General features: G+C 68.1%; 12 protein-coding genes. 9 read left to right on the top strand and 3 right to left on the bottom strand.

The genetic code is table 11. The annotated features are described in order from the left end of the window. The first annotated feature begins 229 nt into the window (after nt 1–229). From ABZ664_RS33790 to ABZ664_RS33810, 5 genes are all read left to right on the top strand, one after another. On the top strand, nt 230–898 hold the full coding sequence (locus tag ABZ664_RS33790) for a Crp/Fnr family transcriptional regulator (protein ID WP_362519308.1): 669 nt from the start codon (nt 230–232) through the stop codon (nt 896–898). Between the two features lie 103 nt (nt 899–1001). After that, on the top strand, nt 1002–1928 hold the full coding sequence (locus tag ABZ664_RS33795; protein WP_362519311.1) for a hypothetical protein: 927 nt from the start codon (nt 1002–1004) through the stop codon (nt 1926–1928). 43 nt (nt 1929–1971) lie between these two features. Continuing rightward, nucleotides 1972–3942, top strand: coding sequence for a hypothetical protein (locus tag ABZ664_RS33800; RefSeq protein ID WP_362519314.1), 1971 nt, complete (start codon nt 1972–1974; stop codon nt 3940–3942). Continuing rightward, the gene (locus tag ABZ664_RS33805; RefSeq protein ID WP_362519317.1) at nt 3939–5063 is read left to right on the top strand and encodes a hypothetical protein; all 1125 of its coding nucleotides are present in this window, start codon (nt 3939–3941) and stop codon (nt 5061–5063) included. Before ABZ664_RS33800 ends, ABZ664_RS33805 begins: the two co-directional genes overlap by 4 nt. Then, nucleotides 5056–6387 (top strand): DUF4407 domain-containing protein, encoded by a 1332-nt coding sequence (locus tag ABZ664_RS33810; RefSeq protein ID WP_362519320.1) that lies wholly within the window; start codon nt 5056–5058, stop codon nt 6385–6387. Before ABZ664_RS33805 ends, ABZ664_RS33810 begins: the two co-directional genes overlap by 8 nt. Nucleotides 6388–6541: 154 nt before the next feature. Here ABZ664_RS33810 and ABZ664_RS33815 read toward each other — a convergent pair whose 3' ends face one another. Next, nucleotides 6542–7084 carry a hypothetical protein gene (locus ABZ664_RS33815; RefSeq protein WP_362519326.1) on the bottom strand — a complete coding sequence of 181 codons (543 nt, stop codon included), beginning with the start codon at nt 7082–7084 and terminating at the stop codon, nt 6542–6544. A 415-nt stretch (nt 7085–7499) separates the two neighbouring features. On the opposite strand from ABZ664_RS33815, the gene ABZ664_RS33820 reads away from it, so the two are divergent. Further along, nucleotides 7500–8375: a hypothetical protein gene (locus ABZ664_RS33820; RefSeq protein ID WP_362519331.1), complete on the top strand. Its 876-nt coding sequence runs from the start codon at nt 7500–7502 to the stop codon at nt 8373–8375. A gap of 195 nt (nt 8376–8570) precedes the next feature. Here the strand turns inward: ABZ664_RS33820 and ABZ664_RS33825 are convergent, their stop codons facing one another. Next, nucleotides 8571–9050, bottom strand: a complete 480-nt coding sequence (locus ABZ664_RS33825; protein WP_362519336.1) for a hypothetical protein — start codon at nt 9048–9050, stop codon at nt 8571–8573. Nucleotides 9051–9227: 177 nt separating this feature from the next. Next, nucleotides 9228–10232, bottom strand: a complete 1005-nt coding sequence (locus ABZ664_RS33830) for a rubrerythrin family protein (RefSeq protein WP_362519340.1) — start codon at nt 10230–10232, stop codon at nt 9228–9230. A 582-nt stretch (nt 10233–10814) separates the two neighbouring features. On the opposite strand from ABZ664_RS33830, the gene ABZ664_RS33835 reads away from it, so the two are divergent. Genes ABZ664_RS33835 through ABZ664_RS33845 form a run of 3 tightly spaced genes read left to right on the top strand, consistent with a single transcriptional unit; the run spans nt 10815 to nt 13236 of the window. Then, complete coding sequence (locus ABZ664_RS33835) at nt 10815–11969, top strand: RNA ligase RtcB family protein (RefSeq protein ID WP_362519343.1); 1155 nt, start codon at nt 10815–10817, stop codon at nt 11967–11969. Beyond that, nucleotides 11966–12589: a peptide chain release factor H gene (gene prfH, locus ABZ664_RS33840; protein ID WP_362519350.1), complete on the top strand. Its 624-nt coding sequence runs from the start codon at nt 11966–11968 to the stop codon at nt 12587–12589. Before ABZ664_RS33835 ends, prfH begins: the two co-directional genes overlap by 4 nt. Continuing rightward, nucleotides 12586–13236 carry an MOSC domain-containing protein gene (locus ABZ664_RS33845; RefSeq protein ID WP_362519353.1) on the top strand — a complete coding sequence of 217 codons (651 nt, stop codon included), beginning with the start codon at nt 12586–12588 and terminating at the stop codon, nt 13234–13236. Before prfH ends, ABZ664_RS33845 begins: the two co-directional genes overlap by 4 nt. The last annotated feature ends 104 nt before the right edge of the window (nt 13237–13340 follow it).

Consider the following 13340-nt stretch of genomic DNA (forward strand, 5'->3'; position numbering starts at 1 on the left):
ACGTTCCGCCAGGTCAGGCCGATCACCGGAGTGCTGTTCCACCCCTGAAAATTCCGGCCCATCCTTCGCGGCAAGCCGGACAATATCTCCAATATCCACACCGATAGCCATCCAACCTGGCCACCATATATTCCAGGGTGTAGCTTCCAGCAGCTTCACATCGATGACTCAAGGCGCTTAATCCGTGATAAATGATCAAATCCCCGCCAGGTGGCCCGTCGGCACCCTCATGGACAGAATCAGCCCGGAGGAGCGGAAGGAACTTCTGAGTCTCGCGCCGCCGTCCCCGCGGCAGGCCGGCGAATCACTCATCTATCACGGAGACCCAGAGAGGTCCGAGGTCTATCTCCTGAGGTCCGTCCCGGGCCAGCGGATCACCGCGTGCGTGAAGGTGACGGCCTACCTGGAATCGGGCGCATCGGCCATATTGGGCATCCGGGTCAGCGGCGATGTGGTCGGCGAGCTGGCGGCTCTGCGCAGGGAGCCCAGATCGGCTGCGGTCACCGCGTGCAGTCCGATGTGGGTGCACGTCATCCGCGCGGAGGTGTTCACCGACTTCCTCGACCGTCATCCGGCGGCGTGGAACGCATTCGCCAGGATGATCGCCGACCGGCTCGACTGGGCCAACCGCAGAAGAACCGACTTCGCCCAGTTCAGCGTGCCCGTACGGGTCGCGAACGTGCTCGTGGAACTCTCCGGCCGGCATGGGGTCGACCGGACGGACGGCAAACGGGAACTGGGAGTCGATCTCACCCATGAGGAGATCGCCAATCTCGTCGGGGCCGGGAAGGACGCCGTCTTCAAGGCCATCCGACGTTTCAAGGAGCTTGAACTGATCGCCCCCGGTCATCGCCGGAAGATCGTCATCGACCCAATCGGTCTGTCCAATTATCGGTAAAACGTACTGGTACGTCTTGAGGCGATGCGACCTTCGCCAGACTCATCCCCGGCGATCTCCCCACCGCTCTGGTGGATCTTTCTCGCAACCACAAGGTGACGTGATGTTCGATTCTGATTTCAGCCGCCGCCTGGTCATGGCGGTCGACGCGGAGGGATACGGCCGCGGCGACGACCTACGGCACGACTCGATCCAGTCGGGCCTGGCCCAGATCATGGACCGTGGCGCACGAGAGGCCGGCCTGCGCCGCGAGACCTGGGCCCGCCAGGAGGCCGGCGACGGCGAGGTCATCGTCATCCCGGAAAGGGAGGGCGAGCTTCGGGTCGTCGACGACCTGGTCCACCGCGTGCGCAAGGCGCTCCACGACCACAACCGTGAACGCCGAGACGACGCCCGCCTGCGGATCCGCGTCGCGATCGGCCACGGCGTCGTGAAACGCGGTGCGATGGGTTTCGTCGGCCAGGTCGTGGTGACCACCGTCCGACTGCTCGACGCGGAGGCCGCCCGTACCGCCCTGAAGGTGAACCCGCGCGCCGACCTGGTGCTGATCCTCACCGATCGGCTCTACGAGGACGTCGTCCGACAGCTCCACACCTCCTACCGACCGGAGGCGTTCACCCGGTTGGAAGTACCGACCAAGGAACGCACCGAGATCGCCTGGATGTGGATTCCTTCCGAAGACCTGGCTCAGAGAGGAACTCTCGACATGGACAACCTGCCCGAGGTCGCCGACACCCTGTGGGCTCTCATCGCCGGGGGTGCCATCGAGCGTCTCGGCGCCTACGGCACCGAGACCGGCCTGGGTGGAGCACGCAGACTGCTCGCGAAGATCAAGAAATTCCGGTCCGAGCAGGGCCAGCCGGCCGCCCCGGAGTCGCGTGACGACCTGCTGGAGTCCCTGGAGAAGCTGGTGCGGGCCGACCCTACCGCGAAGCAGTTCGCGCAGCAGTTCAACGCCGAGCAGATGACCGTAAACATGATCACCGCTCCCATCTCCGGGGAGGAGATCAACTTTGGTATCCGAAACTGATTCGCCGCCCGATGGCGTCCTGATCGGCGAGGCGGCCACGCCGGTGGATCTGACCGATCAGGCCGAGGCGACGGACGAAGGTTTCGCGCAGGTCTCCCAGGTCCAGACCGTCATCAACCACATCCACGGCAACGTGGGAGACGCCTCTTTCGGCATCTCGGGTTCCCGCCCCAGATCCCGCCGCACCTCGGGACCCGTGTCCGCCGACGAGATGGCGGAGGCCCGCACCCGCCACGTGCGCCACGCCACCTACGAGGCCGCCGCCGAACAGCTGGGCAGATGCAACGTGGTGGCCCTGATCGGCACTGCCGGCACCGGCCGCCGGACGGCGGCGCTCAACCTGCTTCAGGACTTCGTCGCGGAACGGCGCGAGGTGGTGGAACTCAGCCCGGCCTACACGCTGGAGAAGCTGGCCGCCCGCGAATACCGGAAGGCCCACGGCTATTTGCTGTGCGACTGGCCCAAGGACGACGTCGACGGAAGCATCGCCGACTTCCACGTACGGGAGATCAGGCGCCGGGTGCGCGATGCCGGGGCCTACCTGGTGATCACGACGACGGAGACCTCGCTGCCGGAAAGAGACCGGATCGCCTGGCGACCGCCGCCGGCCCGCGACGTCCTGCTGGCTCACCGGGTGGCGCCCGAGGTCGCCGACGAGGCGGCCGCACAGATCACCGCCGACCATGCCATGGCCGACGTGGTGACACTCGCGCGCGATCTGGCCTCGGGGATTTCACTGGACGACGCGCTCGACAGGCTGGAGTCCGCCGGGCGGCGCGATGTGGTCGCCTGGTTCGACGGCTCGCGTACTCGGGGGGAACTTTTCGAGATGGCCGCCATGGCCTTCACCGCCGGCCTTCCGGAAGCCGGCTTCGAGTCGTTGCTCGCCCGGCTGGAGTCGATCGCCGGTATCGGTGCCGAGGGTGCGGTCACCGTTTCCGCGGACGATCCGATGCCGAGCCGCCGCCTGCTTCGGGTGGCGGAGGGCTCCCTTTTCAGCCTGTCGCCGGGGCGCAGGCTGGAGTTCAGGGTCCCGAGTCATCGAACGCACGTGATGCGGGAGCTGTACCGGCGACACGGCATGCGGTTGTGGGAGCCGGTCACCGAATGGCTCCATGAGTGCGCGGCTCTCCGCGACCCGAGCGCGCAGGCGGAGATCGCCAGGGGGGTGGCGGTTCTCGCCTCCGTCTCGGACTACTCGTACGTCGAGAGCACTTTTCTCACCCCGTGGGCCCGTGGAAGAGGCGTGATGCGCAGCCAGGCCACCGCCGCGATGGCCATCTCATGGTTGTGCCTGGACGAGACGACCCGTCCGGAGGTGCTGCGTACCGTCAGCTCGTGGACGAGGGCGTCCGCCGCCAGACCCAAATTCACCGCCACCCTCGCCTGGTCCGGTGAGCTGGGCATCCGGTTCCCGCTGGAGGCGGTCCGGATGCTCTGGATACAGATCAGGGGCAGTGAGAAGCCCGTCCGGCACGCGGAGATCGCGCTCGCCCGTCTGTTCACGGCGTTGACCGAGGCCACCGGCAACGCTCTGCCGATGCTCGACTGGCTGGCGCGTCAGATCGGCAACGACAGGCGGATCGGCCGTGCCGTCGATCCGCTGATTCGAGCGATCTTGAGTGTCCTGTCGGCTCGCGCGGACGGCGTCGGGACTCCCACGGTCACCGCTCATCTGCGCAGTTGCCCCGGTTCGGCCGTGCCTCTCGCCAGACTCTGGTCCGCGGTTCTCGTCAAGCGCCCTCACCGCAAGGACGCGCTGGCCGCCCTGTACGACGCCGTCTGCGCCTTCGATGACCGCGACGGCGATGACCGCGACCGTGTTCACGCCCTGTTCGCGGCACTCGTGGAGGCGCTCCCAGAGAAGGAACGACCACTGCTCGCCCATGACCTGCGGCGTTATGCCATCTCCCGCGACACCGACGAGAACCGGCTGGAGATTCTCCTGTCGCTGCTCCGGGTCTTCCTGAGCCCGGCTGTTCTGTCCCTCGACACCATCGGAAAGCGTCCATGACTTACCCCGTGATCAGCCAGGTCTCCCTTGATCCTGTCGCCAGGCAAGGGTTCCTGAGCAAACCCCGGCGGCCGATCACCAGCCTCCCCCGCCAGCTCCCGCACCAGCGGCTCGTCTTCGAGTACGACGGCACGTTCGTGCTGGGCGACCGGCTGCTGCGCGGCGACGAACCGCACGTGCTGCACGCCGCCAGCGTCAGCGTCGTGGACGTGACCAAGGATCACCCCACCATGATCCGGGTGCCGATCAACTCCTCCGGCGCCCACGACTTCATCGTCATGATCCACTTCCGCTGCACGGTCGACGAACCGATCGAGGTGGTGCGCGCCGGTCTGACCGACGTCACCGAGCACCTGTTCACCTACATCCAGGCCTACCACAAGCTCTTCGAACTCGGCCGTGGCCACGGGTTGCACGAGGTCCACGAGTTGTGGACACTCGTGCACGCCCAGGTGAAGGCGTACACGACCGTGGTGCCCTGTGTGCTGCCCGGCATGACGGCCGAGTTCTCCGGCCTCAACGTGCACGCCCCCGACGAGATCGCCCAGAAGCGGCGACACTACGAGACCAGCCTGCACAACATCCAGGGCGAACACGGCCTCCGCGACGTCAAACGCAAGCTCGATCGTGACTACGAACTCGACGAGCAGGATTACCTGCACGCCAAGGGCCACAGCGCGAACGACTTCACCCGGCAGGAGGCGGCCCTCGACCGGGATCAGCAGATCACCGAGGCCAAGAAGATCAGGGACCTCCTCAACAGCGGTCCCGGCGCCGCCGACGGCCTGTACGTCACCGTCCGCGGCCTCAGCGAACAGCAGATCGCCGAACGTTACGCCGCCCTGGGCGACCGGGAGTACAGCGCCACCCAGCGCGGAATCCAGCGGGAACACGAGTTGCAGGTCGTTCAGGCCCGTGCCCGGGCCGATGTCGTCCGGGCGGCGATCGCCCAGGGCCTGTTCAACGAGACGACCGGCAAGGAACTGCTCGCCACCTTCGACGACGTCGAGCCGGAAGCGGAGGTGAGAGACCTCGAAAGGCCCGCTTACGAGGCCCAGGCCGAGGTGACGGCAGGCGACAACGACGACGACTTCTTCATGGAGGAGGACGTCCGTGGTTGACATCCTCCACGGCCCCAAGGCGGCCCAGCAGCACAGACGGCACCCCCGGCGCCGGGAGAGGCCCGATCTTGGAAGGTTCTTCCGGCGGTTCACCGGAGTCGACGAGAAAATCCTCGCGAGCGTTCCTCAGGAACGCTCCCGCTACACCAGCCTCGGCGGAATCGTGGCCAGCACCGCGCTCATCGCGGGCGCCTCCCTGCTGGGCGCGCTGACCCTGATTTTTTCGGCGTCTCCGCTGTATCTGTTGCCGGTGGCGGCGCTGTGGGGCCTGAACATCGCCAACATCGACCGTTTTCTGATCACCAGCCTCGCCGGTGACAGCGACGGCTGGTCCCGCTGGGGCAACCTGCTGGTCCGGCTCGCCCTCGCTGTCGTCATCGGCGTCTTCATCGCCGAGCCGCTGACCCTCAAGCTCTTTCAGGAACGGCTCGACCGGCAGATCATGGCAGAACGCGACCAGGTGATCAGCCTGACGGAGAGCCGGTACAAGCAGTGCAACCCCCTCAAGGGACCGGCTCCCGGAGGTGTCGACTGCGCCGATTTCATCCTCGACGGCGGCGACCGGGCACTCGCCGTCGAAGGCAACATGACGCAGAGGCAGAGCGTCCTCAAGGCCGCGGAAGACCGGCTGGCAGCGGACACACAGGAGGAGGAGAAGCTGAAGGGACGCCGCGACCGGGAATGCTATGGCCTCAAGGTCCTGGGCCAGACCACGGGCGTGTTCGGCAACGGACCCGAGTGCAAGGTCAGAAAGAACGAGTTCGACACCTTCGTCGCCAACCATGACATCCCCCGGCAGCGGGCGGAGGTGGCGAGACTCAAGGCGGAGCTCGGCTCTCTCGCGGCCGATCGCGCCAGTGCGGAAACGGAACGCGCGACGGCGCTCAGCAAGAAGATCACCGAGCGCGTCGAGGAGAAGAAACGGGCCTACACCCACATCGGCCTGCTTGAACGATGGGAGGCATTGGGCACGGTCGCAGGGCAGAGCGGCATGGTCAACTTCGCCCACTGGTTGCTGCGCGTCATCTTCGTGCTGCTCGACTGCATGCCGATCATCTCGAAGATGCTGAACGGCAAGACCGAGTACGACCGCCTTCTCACTCAGGAGCTGCGCGCGGGCTCGGCCTGCCACGAGGCCGAACTGAACTTCACCACCCGGCAGAGGACCGGCGAGTACGAGATCAAACTGCGCGAGGAAGAGCGCCGGCTGAAAGCCGAACGCGGCCGGATCGACCGAGACCAGCGCGTGGACGAGGCTTCCAAGGACGACGAGATCGACCGCCTCGCCCGTACTTTCATGAGCTCGATGCCCACACATCGATAAGGACCGGAAACCCCATCCCCTCGGCATCCCCTCGACCGCGAGTCCTTTCGCGGACGCCCCGGGCGACTTCCTGAGGCGACGTGTCCTTCGGTTCGTCGGTACGAGGCCAGGTTCGCCGGACCGTCGGGCACCGCCGTCGTGCGTTCCCACCCCTCTAGAGATAGAGGATCACCAGAGCGGTGAGGCAGATGCTCAGGGCTATGAAGCCCGGCGTTCTGGGCTGCCGGGCGGCCTCCTTCCGTGAGGAGATCACCAGCACGGCGCCCACGGCCGCCGCGACCAGCAGGTGCAGGCCGTACCAGATGGGGATGGGCGGTTTCCCGAGGATTGTGCCGTACAGCAGATCGTCAGCGGCTCCGTAACCGAAGAGCCCGGCGAGCAGGGCCAGGCCCAGTGCCGCGAAGGCGTGCCGGAACCGGCCGAGCAGGACCCAGAGGATTGTTCCCAGGACGAGAAGAATGGAGGAAGTGTGGTGCAGTTGCCGGATGAACAGGCCACCGCGCACGTCGAAGCCGAGGTTCAGGAGCGAGTTGTAGGCGGCGCTCATGGGAGTTCCCCACAGGGGCTCGTAGGGGCCGCTGTAGATCACCGTCTGGCCGCTGGGCACGTAGAAGAAGGCCAGGAATCCCCCGCTCAGCAGAACGGCCACAAAACAGTAGACCAGCATCTCGCCCACCAACTGCCTCGCGCGCTCCATTCGGCATATTTCACCACATCGGACAGGCTTCGGCTCGGCGACAAGGACCGTGGGCGCGAGGAGGACAGAAGTTCGGGAACTCACTAACGGGGTTTCAGTAGTATCGATGGAATTTCCTAACTCGTTTCTCTAAGGCCTTTTGTCGTCGTATGTCGCACCGGCCTGGCAGAGAGGGGGACGGACGCGGGTGAAGCGCCGTTTCCGCATGATGGCGGCTGTAGTGCTGATGGGAGTCTGCGCCTGCGGACCCGCCGTACCGCCGTCGGCCACCGAGGAACAGGCTCCGATCCTCCCTTCCGGAATCGGCCGGCCGGAGACGCCCCCACCCGTGCCCCCTCCCGTTCGGAAGGCCGAAACGCCTTTCGCACGGGCCTATCCCCGGGCCAGGATCCTGTGGATCCCTGCCAGGGACACGATGTCCCGTTCCGTCATCGGTGCCCTGCCCGACGGGCGGTTCATCGTCCGCAGGTTCTCCCGCTACCTCCCGTACCTCGACCACGTCGACATCCTCGACCCCGCCACCGGCCGCAGCACGCTGTTGCACCGCAAGAACAGGGAGTCGTACACCGCAGCCGCGGCGGCGCACGGCACCCGCGTGGTGAAGGTCCTCGGAAACGACGAGCCCGGCGGATGGATTCTCGAGGTCACCGACATGCGCACCGGCCTGACCCGGCAGATGCTGAACACCTGGGGCGTTCCCGGGGGACACTGCGGGACCGGCTGGCGATACCCCGTCGACCTGCAGTTCCATCGGGGTGAGCTCTACTTCTCCAGATGCGTCACCGGCGCCACCGGAGACGTGGGCGTCTACCGCATGGGGCCCGGCGACAGGACTCCCCGGCTGTGGCTGCGCGGACTGTACGACATCGCCTGGGAGGGCGACACCTTCCTCGCGAGGTCCCCTGTCGTGGCGGATTCGTCGGATCCGGGGGAGTTCACCGGCTCACCGCCGGCCCGTTACGGCCCGGACGGGGCCAGGCGCGACGCTCCCGATCCGACCTCGTACATCGCCCGGGTGGGCAGGGACTGGAACAGCCTGGAGTACAACGACGGCACCGTCATCGGCCTGAGCGCGGGTGCCAAGAACGTCGGCATCTCGCTGTACGGGCGCTTCGCGGCGTGGCGTGAGGGCGGGGCCGGATGGCTTCTCGACGCACGGACACGGACCGCGGTGCGCCTGCCGGGCCGGAAGACGGACAAGGTGAGCATCTCCAATGCCCGGTACCTCCAGTGGAAGACGGCGGACGGCTACCACGTCCTGGACCTGGCGACCCTGAACAGCCGGGGTTGAGCGTCCTCGTCTCCGGCGAAAACCGGACTGTGCGGCCGGGCTCTCGGCAAGAACGCCCCCTCTTTCGTCCGGAGTGATGCCGTAGCACCGGAAGTCGATGTGGCGGACGAGCGACCGAGGGTTCCCCGGTAGTCCGGACTACCGGGGAACCCTCGGTGTCCGGACTACCGGGAAATCTCGGTGCGGGTGCGGGACTCACTTGCTCCAGACGCTCTCGGCTCCGCTATGGCCCGCCCGGACCATGGCGACGGTGCCTCCCACACCGCCGACCAGGGCGAGGATCACCAGGACGATCATCGCGCCGGTGTACCACCGCGGTCGCGTGCCGACGCCTTCGCGGGGCGAGTGCCTGCCGTGTCCCATGAACCGGGTCGCCAGGGAGAGGCCCAGCGCGGCCAGCCAGAGCACGATGGCGAACGGCAGCACCTGCTCGCCCTGCTCCTCGTGGGCCTCGATGAGCGCGTTCTCCCCGACCGTGTCCGCCAACGTCTCGCCGCTGCTGACCGACAGCGGCACGGCGATCAGCGCGACGGTGGCGACGAACAGCACCGCCGGCCACAGCCGGCGCGCCGCCGCGGGCCAGAACGCCATCAAGATGGTGCCGAGCGCCGCGAGCGGCAGGCACACGACGGCGGCGTGCACGACCAGCGGGTGCAACGGCAGGCCGAAGAACATGTCCGTCTCCTGATCTCGCGCGACGCCGGACACCGGATCGCGACCGGTGGGAAGCGCCGATGGCCGCGGGCGATGCCGACGGCCATGGCCTCTGAGAAGCGCCGATGGCCGCGGGCGGTGCCGACGGCCATGGCCTTCGTGGCCTCCGGTGTCGAGCGGCCGGAGCCCGTCATCTCCTCACGGTGAGTCCGCCGCCGGAGGCTGCTCGGGCTGCTCGGGAAGCCGATCCAGCGCACGCTGGAAGGCGCGGGCGTGTCCGGCCTCGTCCTCGGCGTTGTTCGAGAAGCGTTCGGCCGCCTGGCTGTCGCCCGCCGCCTCGGCACGCTTGGCGAAGGCCGGGTACATGGTCCGGGACTCGTACTGTTCGCCGGCGATGACCTTGGTCAGGTTGGCGTGCGTGCTGCCGACCAGCCCGGCCAGCTTCGCCTCACTGGCGAAGTGCTCGTGCAGCTCCACCTCGGAGGTGCCGCGGAACAGTTTCGCCACGGCCGGGTCCTTGGCGTGCTCGGCGTACTGGTGGTACTTGGCGTACGCGAGCGCCTCACCGTGCAGGGCCGCGTCCAGATCGGCCTTGGTCTGTTGTGCGCGGACCTCGGGCGGCCCCTGCGGGACCTGAACCTTGTCGGCCTTCGGCGGCTTCGGCACCGTGCCCTCGCCGGACTCGACGGCGCGTAGCGCGGCACCGAACGCCCGCGCGTGCCCGCCTTCGTCACGGGCGATCTCCGAGAAGCGGGCGGCCGCCCGGCTGTCGCCGCCGGCCTTGGCCTGCCGCGCGAAGCCGGGATACATCTGCCGGGACTCGTAGATCTCCCCGGCCACCGTGGTACGCAGGTTCTCGGCGTCGCTGCCGACCAGGCCGCTCAGCTGGGCCTCCTCCTTGAAGTGTTCGCCCAGTTCGACGTCGGCGGTGCGCTCGAACAGGCGCGCCACCGACGGTAGCTTCTCCCGCTGGGCCTGGGCCGCGTACAGGCGGTAGGAGGCGTTGGCGAACGCCTCACCGCGCAGCGCCTGTGCGAGGTCCTTCTGGGTTTGCGGGCTCGGTGGGTCCACCGGTGAGGCGGAAGCGGCGAGCGCGCCGCCGACGGGCACGCTCAGTGCGATGGTGAACGCGCCGGTGACGAATGCGCGCGCGAACGAGGTGATCATTTCAACCTCCCGCTTGGTGCGGCTGTCTCCTGCCATCAGGGGAGGGTTTACCTGGAGCGGGTGGTCGGTAACGGTCACTCTGGCAAAACCAGGTGAAGCATCCGGGCCGAACGCAAAGCGTGCCCCATGCGCGGGGCGAAGTACCCCCGGAGGGTCGTACGCCGGCGACTCTCCGTGACGTCGCTCGGCCGGGTCATCTCCGGGAAACCGAAAGCCGAGTGCCGAGCATCCGGTCGCCGCGAAGGCCGACCCGAGCGGTGAGATGCTCCGCGATCTATGGACCGCGTCCGGACGGGGTCCGCTTGCTCTGGAAGTAGGAACCACGAGCCGGATCTCACTCCGAGCCAGCCAAAGAGGGGTGCCCGAAACAGGGTGGCCAAAGAGGGGCGATCGAAAATCGTTTGCCTCGTGTGGTGGGGGTCCGGGAACGTGGTGTTCATGACGCTCTGAGGGACAGCGCCCCCGCGTATCCGAGATGCCACGGCGCTCCCTCGCGCCGTGATCCTGCCAGCCCCCTCCCGAGGGAAGCGAGCCTCTTTGTCTCAGCAGCACTCCCGGCGAGACTCCCCGCCGCCGTCCGCCACGGACACGACGGACACCACGAATACCGGGGACACCGTGAACACCAAGACCACGGGGTCGGCCACCGTCGCCGTGTTCGCCTCCCCTGCGAGCTGGATCGAGTCCGACGCACTCGCGCAGTGTCACCAGGTGGCCGCCCTCGACGGCATGACGCACGTCGCCGCCATGCCCGACCTGCACCCCGGCAAGGGCGCGCCCATCGGGGCCGCCATGGCGTCGACCGTGCTGTATCCGTTCCTGGTGGGCTCCGACATCGGGTGCGGCATCGCCGTGTTCCCCATGAAGCTCAGGCGGGCCGTGCCCGAGAAGCTCGCCGCCCGGTTCCCCGATCTCGATCGTGCGCTGGATCCCGAGCGGGATGCCGACGACCCGGCCTGGGCCATGGTGAAGGGTGAGATTCCCGCCGGTCACGTCGAGGGGCTCGGGACGGTCGGCCGGGGCAATCACTTCGTCGAGCTCGCACGGATCGAGACCGTCTTCGAGCCGGACCACGCGAGCCGGCTCGGGCTCGCGGCCGGCGACCTGGTTCTCATCGTGCACAGCGGTTCCCGAGGGTTGGGCGAGCGCATCCTGCGGGCGCACACCGAGGCTCATGGCGCGGGTCCCGCCCCCGATCCCGGCGCCTATCTGGCGATGCACGACGACGCCGTACGCTGGGGGTCGCTCAACCGGCGGTTGATGGCCGCCCGGGTCGCCCACGCCCTGGGGGCCGAGCCCACCGAGCCGCTCGTCGACGAGTGCCACAACCTGGTCGAGGTTCGTGACGGGGTCTACCTGCACCGCAAGGGAGCGGCACGGGGTGACGGCCGCGACGTGCTCATCGCCGGTACGCGGGGCACCCCCTCCTACCTCGTGGCCGCCCACGCCGGGCCGGACGCCGGTCATTCCGTCGCGCACGGCGCGGGTCGCAAGATGTCGCGGGCGGACGCCCTGCGCCGAGGACGGGCCAAGCACACGGTCGAGGAGCTGCGCCGTACGCGGGTGGGGTCGCTGGTGGTGTGCGGAGACCGCCAGCTGCTCTTCGAGGAGGCGCCGACAGCCTACAAGCGCATCGAGCAGGTGATCGCCGACCTCGTTCACCATGACCTGGCCACGCCCGTGGCCACCACGGTTCCTCTCGTCACCTACAAGACACCCGACCTCGGGTCCGCCTCCCAGCGGGACCGGCGCCGTGAGCGGGGGCGGCGATGAGCGTCCACCTGCTCCTGTCGGCCGGGCGTGGCCCGCAGGAGTGCGCCTGGGCGCTGGCCCGGCTGCTGCGCCGCCTGGAGGCCGACGCCACCCGGCAGGACGTGGAGACCCGTCGGGTCGAGAGCGTTCCCGGTGAGCGGCCGGACACCTACCGATCGGTCCTGATCCACATCTCGGGAGCCTGCGCCGAGGCGTTCGCCGCCTCGTGGACCGGGACGCTGTGCTGGCAGGCCCCCAGCCCGTACCGGACCACCACGAGCCGGAAGAACTGGTACGTCATCGCACAACCGTGCCAGGTCGACATCCCGCGCACGACGTTCACGGAAGCGGACGTCGACGTCGTCGCCTGCCGCACCGGCGGTCCCGGCGGTCAACATCGCAACAAGGCGAGCACGGCGGTGCGGGCGACCCACCGGCCTTCGGGGATCGTCGTCGTGGTCGACACCGAGCGGCAGTTCAGCCTCAACCGCCGCATCGCCATGCGGCTGCTGCGGCAGCGCGTCGAGGACGGCGACGAGGCTACGGAGCGCGCCGCCGTCACCGGCCGTTGGCGCATCCACGACGAGCTCGTACGCGGTAATCCCATTCGTGTCGAACGTCTGGAAAAATCGCCATCATGAAGCTGCTCTCCGTCAATATCGGCCGGCCTCGCCCCAACCCGTGGAAAGGGCTGGAATCGACGGGCATCGACAAGCGGCCCGTCGACGGACCGGTCGCCGTCACCGCCCCCGGCCCCAAGGGCACCGGCGCGGTCGGCCTCGCCGGTGACCGGGTCTACGACGTGAAGTACCACGGTGGTTCCGACCAGGCCGTCTACGCCTACGCCCGCGAGGATTTCGACGAGTGGGAGTCCGAGCTGGGCAGGTCGCTCTCGAACGGGGTCTTCGGGGAGAACCTCACGACCCAGGGGCTGGACGTCAACGGCGCCCTGATCGGTGAGCGCTGGCGGATCGGGCCGGACGTCGTCCTGGAGGTGTCGTGCCCGCGCATCCCGTGCGCGACGTTCCAGGGGTGGCTGGAGCGGGAAGGCTGGATCAAGCGGTTCACACAGGCCGTCCGGCCGGGCGCGTACCTGCGCGTGATCGAGCCCGGCGAGATCCGCGTCGATGACCCGGTCGAGGTCGTGCACCGTCCCGACCACGACGTGACCGTCGCGCTCGCCTTCCGTGCGATGACCCTGGAGCCGAAACTGCTGCCGCGGCTGCTCGTCGCCGACGCACTGCCGGAGAAGGACATGGAGATGGTCCGCCGACGCACCAACGCGTAGGCGCCGCTTTCAGTGGAATCCGGTGTGGAACCGGTGACGGCCTCCGTCTTCGCGGCGGCGGCAGGTGATCGTCCGCTGTATCGGTCTCGTACGCGTCCCCGGCC

Source organism: Streptosporangium sp. NPDC006930, from assembly GCF_040635605.1.
GTDB lineage: Bacteria > Actinomycetota > Actinomycetes > Streptosporangiales > Streptosporangiaceae > Streptosporangium.